The 6,804-nt window shown below is 67.9% G+C and carries 6 protein-coding genes; 2 read left to right on the plus strand and 4 right to left on the minus strand.

What is annotated here, in order from left to right; translation table 11 throughout:
* Positions 1-11 precede the first annotated feature (11 nt).
* From BKH20_RS10700 to BKH20_RS10710, 3 genes are all read right to left on the minus strand, one after another.
* Entirely contained in the window at positions 12-296 is a 285-nt protein-coding gene (locus BKH20_RS10700) for a putative quinol monooxygenase (RefSeq protein ID WP_075391049.1), read from the minus strand.
* Positions 297-342: 46 nt separating this feature from the next.
* Positions 343-684: a type II toxin-antitoxin system HicB family antitoxin gene (locus BKH20_RS10705; RefSeq protein WP_070660353.1), complete on the minus strand. Its 342-nt coding sequence runs from the start codon at positions 682-684 to the stop codon at positions 343-345.
* 71 nt (positions 685-755) lie between these two features.
* Entirely contained in the window at positions 756-2,450 is a 1,695-nt protein-coding gene (locus BKH20_RS10710; RefSeq protein ID WP_256693146.1) for a DUF6020 family protein, read from the minus strand.
* Between the two features lie 189 nt (positions 2,451-2,639).
* Between BKH20_RS10710 and BKH20_RS10715 the strand changes: the two genes are divergently transcribed.
* Positions 2,640-3,578 carry a glycosyltransferase gene (locus BKH20_RS10715; RefSeq protein ID WP_070660342.1) on the plus strand — a complete coding sequence of 313 codons (939 nt, stop codon included), beginning with the start codon at positions 2,640-2,642 and terminating at the stop codon, positions 3,576-3,578.
* Between the two features lie 111 nt (positions 3,579-3,689).
* On the opposite strand, the gene rfbB is transcribed toward BKH20_RS10715, so the two are convergent.
* Positions 3,690-4,685 (minus strand): dTDP-glucose 4,6-dehydratase, encoded by a 996-nt coding sequence (gene rfbB / locus BKH20_RS10720; RefSeq protein WP_075391051.1) that lies wholly within the window; start codon positions 4,683-4,685, stop codon positions 3,690-3,692.
* A gap of 412 nt (positions 4,686-5,097) precedes the next feature.
* On the opposite strand from rfbB, the gene BKH20_RS10725 reads away from it, so the two are divergent.
* Positions 5,098-6,804: N-acetylmuramoyl-L-alanine amidase (locus BKH20_RS10725; RefSeq protein ID WP_075391052.1), on the plus strand; the 1,707-nt coding region annotated here is incomplete at its 3' end.

Raw genomic sequence — 6,804 nt, forward strand, 5'->3', positions numbered from 1 at the left:
TGACCCCGTACTCAGGCCTCGATGTACTGGACCACTGACGGTGGCTCGGCGGAGAGGCCCACCATCCGGGGCACCAGGGTCGTGAAGTGCGCCGAGGCGTTGTGGGACTCGATCGCGGCGTCGTCGCGCCACACCTCGAGCACGACGAAGGAGGCCGCATCGTCCCGGGCCACGCACAGGTCGTAGGCGATATTGCCCTCCTCCGCCCGCGAGCCCTCCACGAGCTCACCGGCGAGTGCGCGGAACTCCTCAACGGCGTCGGGGCGGACATGGAACGTGGCGACGATGCGGATCACGGGAATCTCCTCACAGGGGTGATAGCGGATGGTTCACGAGGGTACTTCAGGAGGCTGTGGCCAGCTTTCGTACGACATACTGATTCAAACTGGTGGACTGCTCTGCTGCTTCCATGGCCAGGCGTCGGTGCAGATCCTCGCCGAGGCGCAGCTGGAACTTGCCCGAGTAGTGACGGGTCGATAGAGGCTCTGGCGCCGCTTCCCCCGACGCAAGGAGGTCGGCGACCACCTCGCTGACAAGGTTGCGTAAACCAGACAACGCCAGCTCAGGGGTTCCGGCCAACCAGGAGAGTGAAGGAAACTCGGTGCAGGTGGCGACGAACTCGTCATCCTCCGCTGACCATGTCACGCGGAAGCTGTACTTCGCAGTGTCGACGGCTGTACTCATTTCTCCGTCTCTCCTTTCTTCTCGATGGCGGCAAGAACCTGCCTCACCTGATACGGCTTTGCCCGCTAGTATCATTGCTTGTGGCTGTTCCTCGTGGATGGAGGAGCCGGCTCCCAGGTGGCGCGGTCGGTGCCCAGCAGGACGGCGAGCCCGATCGGCACCACCATGATGATGGACTCCATGTAGCGGAAGGGCGTGACCGTGGGTGCCGCGATCATGAGCGTCGCCCACAGCAGGACCATGGGGGTGTAGATCGCCACCCACTCGCGTCGCCCGGCGTAGACGAACCCCACCACGCTCAGAGCCACCACCCACATCCAGGTTCCCGGGCCCGGCGTGACCTCCATGCCCCGCACGGCGGCGTCCCCCACCGGCCGCAGCAGCCGGGGCAGGAGTGAGTGGTTGACGACGCCTGCCCGGGCGTAGGCACGGATCAGCCGGTCCCGATCGGCCGGGTAGTTCGAGACCGCAGTCACGAAGCGGGACTGTCCGTCGGTGCGGATCGGATCGGCGTCGAAGCGCCACAGGTTGGCGGTCTGTACCAGGAATCCGGTGACGAAAGGTCTGGGGCAAGCCACCAGTGCCCGCCCCCAGGCGGACAGGAACTGGCCGCGATGTGCATCGAGGTGGGCGGTATTGAAGGACTTGTCGTCCTTGACGGGGTCGACGCTGTTGGGTCGGTAGGCCTGTTTCCAGGCCTCGGGGGCCAGGACGTTGTCGAAGACCTGTCGGCTGGCCGGCGGCAGGCACTGGGCATCGTGGACCAGGGTGTAACCGACCATCTGCAGCGGGATCCCCAGTGCCTCCTCGGCGTGCGATGCCTGCGCCGTCGTCGCCGGTGGAATGACAATGAGTACCAGGGCGACGGCGCTCACCGCCACCGCCCGGCGCAGGTGCACCCGCGACCACCACACCACCAGAGCGAGGACCACCAGAACCACCGGCAGGGCATTATTACGCATGAGCGCGAAACCCACCAGGACCGCCACGACCACCGCCGTGCCGCGTCGGCTCAGCAGCACCTTCCCAGCACTGGAACGCACCACCAGCAGCACCGGGATGAGCAGGGTGGCGAAGAGGGAGAAGGCCGCGTCCTTGACCACGGCGAAGGAGTAGTCGGCCACCAGCGGCATGAGCGCGCAGTAGGCGATGAAGACCCCGGTCATGCGGCGCGAGGCGCCCTTGCGGTCCAGAAAGACCGTGACGGCACTTACGCACGCGGCCCACAGCAGCATCTGTCCCACCGACAGCAGCACGACGCCGGCCAGATCGCCTCCGACCAGTCGCCCCAGACGGAACAGGCCGCCGATCGTCAGGGTGTAGGTGATGGGGTGCTGTGCCCCGGCACCGGTCGGGTTGCGCAGGATCCAGGCCGTGTCGTTCATCGAGGCCATCGGCCACAGGTGCGCGTACACGAAGGTCCAGCACACGAGCGGCACCAGGAAGGCCGTCAGCGCCAGACGGCGACGGCTCGACCTCCCGTCCCCCGGCCGCTCGTCGGTGCTCTGGGACCTGCGAGCCCGACGTCGTGCGGCAAGGTCGACCAGTGCCAGGAAGCCCCAGCACACAGCGCCGCTGAGGACCAGTGCCGTCAAGAGTCGCGCTGGAGTCAAGGACCCCTGAGCGAGGGTCCTGGTTGCCGGCTGGACCCGGCCCACCACCTGTGAGACGGCATCCACGGCCGCGAAGGCGATCGCGAAGAGCGCTGACGCCACCGCCCGTCGACGACGGGTCCTTCCTCCCGCCGGGTCTTGAGACGGGCCCACAGAACCTTCGCAATGGTCGGATCGAGAGGGGAGGAGCCAGGTCGGCAGAGGCAGGGGCACGGGCGTTGTTCTCCAGTCGGGGGACGCATGACAAGCGCATGAGCACCCGCGTCACCAGCACAATCACCGGCCTGGGCGCGGGTGCCGCTAGAATAGCGCCTGCTCGGCTCCCGTCCGGATTGGAACCAGGTGGATCTTTCCAGCCTCGACATCGCAGCGATCGTCCCGTGCTACAACGAGGAGGGCGCGATCGGGAAGGTCGTCACCGACCTCCTGACGGCCGTCCCCGCGATGCGCGTCTACGTCTACGACAACCACTCCACCGACCGCACCGCCGAGGTCGCGGCCGCCGCCGGCGCCATCGTCCGTCGCGAGGAGCGCAAGGGCAAGGGCAACGTGGTCCGTCGGGCCTTCGCCGACGTCGAGGCCGACGTCTACGTCATGATCGACGGCGACGACACCTACGACGCCGCAGCCCTGCCCTCCATGATCGCGACTCTTCTCAAGGGCCCTTACGATCATGTGCTGGGCGTTCGCCGCGACGTGCAGGAGAAGAGCTCCTACCGGCCCGGGCACGAGGCCGGCAACAAGGCCTTCAACCGCCTGACATCCCGGGTCTTCGGCACCCACGTCACCGACATGCTCTCCGGCTACCGAGTCTTCTCCCGCCGGTTCGTCAAGTCCTTCCCCGCAATGAGCCGCGAGTTCGAGATCGAGACCGAGCTGACAGTCCACGCCGCCACCCTGCGCGTACCCCAGATCGAGGTCCCGGTCGGCTTCAAAGAGCGCGCCGCCGGTACGGAGTCCAAGCTCAACACCTTCTCCGACGGCTTCAAGATTCTGGCCCTCATCGCCAGGCTCGTGCGCGACGAGCGCCCGGTCCTCTTCTACGGCACGCTCGGCTTCCTCACCTGGGTGGTCGCCGTCGCCCTGGGGATCCCGATCGTGTGGCACTTCCTGGAGTTCGGAAACGTCCCGCGCTTCCCCACCCTCTTCCTGAGCATCGGCCTGGTGACCATGGGCTTCTTGTGGATGATGCTCGGAGTCATTCAGTCGGGGCTGCGTCGTGCGAGGGCCAACACCGCTCGTCTGGCCTATCTCGCCTATCCAGCTGTCTCACGTCCGTAGCAGCGAGCCGTCCGAGTCGCCCGGGTGTCTGGACGGGCGCCGGTGAGACGACTGTGGGGCCCCCGTGACCCGGGGACCCCACACAAGAACGAGCTACTGAGCAGTATTACGTTACTGCCCCTGGGCGGCGTACTTCGCCTCGACCTCGGCCTTGAGCGGGCGCCACCAGGCCTCGTTGTCCCGGTACCAGTCGATGGTGGCCTGCAGGCCGGAGCGGAAGTCGGTGAACTTCGGCGCCCAGCCGAGCTCCTCGACCAGCTTGGAGTTGTCGATGGCGTAGCGCATGTCGTGGCCGGGGCGGTCGGCGACGTGCTCGTAGTCGTCGGGAGCGTGGCCCATGAGCTCCAGGATCAGCTCGACGACCTCCTTGTTGTTCTTCTCGCCGTTGGCGCCGATGAGGTAGGTCTCGCCGATGCGGCCCTTCTCGATGATGTCCCACACGGCGTCGTTGTGGTCCAGGACGTGGATCCAGTCGCGCACGTTCTCACCGGCGCCGTAGAGCTTGGGGCGCACGCCGTCGATGAGGTTGGTGACCTGACGCGGGATGAACTTCTCGATGTGCTGGTAGGGCCCGTAGTTGTTCGAGCAGTTGGAGATCGTGGCCTCCACGCCGAAGGAGCGCACCCAGGCGCGCACGAGCAGGTCGCTGCCGGCCTTGGACGAGGAGTAGGGGGAGGAGGGGTTGTAGGGCGTCGTCGGCTCGAACTTGGCCGGGTCGTCCAGCTCCAGGTCCCCGTAGACCTCGTCGGTGGAGATGTGGTGGAAGCGCACCTTGTGGCGGCGCACTGCCTCCAGGAGGGTGAAGGTGCCCACGAGGTTGGTCTGGATGAAGGGGGAGGGGTCGCGAAGCGAGTTGTCATTGTGCGACTCGGCCGCGAAGTGGACGACGACGTCGGCCTGGGCCACGAGCGGGTCGACGGCGTCGGCGTCGGCGATGTCCCCGACGACGAGCGTGACGCGGTCACCCAGGTCCGCCAGCGATCCCTTGTTCCCGGCGTAGGTGAGCTTGTCCAGGACGGTGACGGTGGCGTCGGGGTGGCGCACCAGGGTCTGGTGGACGAAGTTGGCGCCGATGAAGCCGGCGCCTCCGGTGATGAGGACGTGCATAGGACTCGCTCCGATACGTGGGAACTGGGGGCGCTGAGCGCCCATCATGGCCGACGCCATCATGCCACAGGAGCTCGCTCGAGCCCATGGGCGGCTTGTGGGGTGCGGCCGCCGGGCCGGTGCAGCCGGCCTGAGGGCTCCGGGTCGGTGAGACCGGATTGCAATAGTCGCGTCGTGAAGCGGTAAAACCGCGGAACCTCAAGAAAAGATGAGGAGTGGACGGGGAGCGGATGGGATTCTGGGCGCCGACGCCACCGCCGCCGTCGAACATCCACCGTAACTATCAGTAAACTATCAGCGATCTCTTGAAAATTGCTCAGAAATTTGATTTCGTGCTTCTCGAGGGAGCGCGTCGTCGGTTCTGATGGTGAGGCCTGATGGACGCCCGTCGGTATCACCTCAAAGGAACCCCATGAACGTCCCTCGCGCTCTCGGCCGCATCGCCCCTCGCGGCGGCCATCGCCTCAGTGGCCATGCCAGTGGGCTCAGCACCCGCGCATGTGTGTGTCGGTCCGCCGGGCTCATCGCCCTGACCTCACTGCTCCTGTCAAGCCTGGTTCCCTCGGCCGGCGCCGCGCCGGACGCCGGCGACTCCAGTGGCCAGGGCGAGACCCCCGCGCCGGTGCAGATCCTCGATCTGACCACCGCTAGCGGGCAGGCCACCGAGGTCGGGCAGTCGGGGCTCGACGACGTCCAGACCTCGGCGGGGGAGGAGGCCGGCTCCGCCGATGCCGCCTCGGTGAGTGCGGCGCCGGTGCTCGGCGCATCCGCTGCCGTGCTCGCCCTCACTCAGACGACGGGCGCAGCCGGCGCGCCGGCTGCGTCGATCCTGCCGGCGGCCACGGACCCGCAGGCGGACGCCACCCTGCTGACCGACCCGCTCGAGGTTGACCGCTTCTTCGTCGCCGGCTTCACCTGGGCCGGCGGCGCCGACCTGCCCGAAGGTGTGCGCATCTACCTGCGCGTGCGGGAGAACGGGGCCTGGTCACCCTGGTACCTCAATGAGGCGGCCGACGCCGGCCGCGACGACCGCGCCACCTCCGCAACGGGGGAGTTCGTCACCGGCGGGGCCGATGCGATCCAGGCCTCCGTCGTCGGCAGCTCGCTTCCCGCCGGGCTCAAGCTGGCCCTGGTTCCCTCCCGCCCGCAGGGCGAGGAGGTCCTCGATGCCGATGACCTCACGACCACTCAGGCCGCACCGACCCCCGTCATTGAGGAGACCGCCGCCTCCCAGCCCCAGGGCGCTCAGGTGGAGCCGGCGGCCACGGCGCCATCCGTGAGCCCGGCGTGGGGCACCCAGCCGGCTGCCGTGCCGGCTGCTGTATCAGTCGCTGCGCCCGCCGTCGCACCGGCTGCCACAACCGCCAACGGTCTGCCGGTCGCGGTGACCACCCGGGCCGAGTGGGGGGCCAAGGCCTCCTACATGAGCTGGGATCCCGAGTACGCGAGCGCCGGCCACGTCGTCGTTCACCACACCGCAGGCACCAACAGCTACTCAGCCGGCCAGTCCGCCTCCATCGTGCGGGGCATCTACTACTACCACGCGGTCGTCCTGGACTGGGGCGACATCGGCTACAACTTCCTCGTCGACAAGTTCGGCACGGTCTTCGAGGGGCGCTCCGGCTCCGTGGCGGCACCGGCTGGCACGATGAGCATCGGGGCGCACGCCCGAGGCGTCAACACCGGCACCATGGGCATCTCCATGATGGGGGACTACAGCACGGTCTCCCCCTCGGACGCCCAGCTGAGCGCTGTGGGCAAGATGGCCGGATGGTTCCTCAAGCGCGCCGGCATCTCCGATGTCACCGGCTGGGCCGGCCTGCACGTGTGGACCACTGAGCGCTACCAGGCCGGCTCCACCATCTCCATGCCCCGCATCCTCGGGCACCGGGACGTCGGCTACACCACCTGCCCCGGCAACGTCGGCTACTCCAAGCTCGGCGCCATCCGCGCCATCGCGAAGGCGCAGGGCTCCACCCCGCAGGGGGGAAGCAGCAGTGCGCCGTCGACCGTGTCCCAGGACCATCCGGGAGCCGCTGCCCTGCGCAGCGCCCTGGGCGCCAACGGCTGGATCGGACCGGCCACCTCCGGTGTCCAGGCCTCCACCAAGGGCGGGGTC

The sequence above is a fragment of the Actinomyces oris genome (assembly GCF_001937445.1).
Lineage (GTDB): Bacteria > Actinomycetota > Actinomycetes > Actinomycetales > Actinomycetaceae > Actinomyces > Actinomyces acetigenes.

Coding starts and splice junctions, on each gene's coding strand:
- BKH20_RS10705 (WP_070660353.1), bottom strand. CDS start 684: ATGAGTACAGCCGTCGACACTGCGAAGTACAGCTTCCGCGTGACATGG.
- rfbB (WP_075391051.1), bottom strand. CDS start 4,685: ATGCACGTCCTCATCACCGGAGGCGCCGGCTTCATCGGCGCCAACTTC.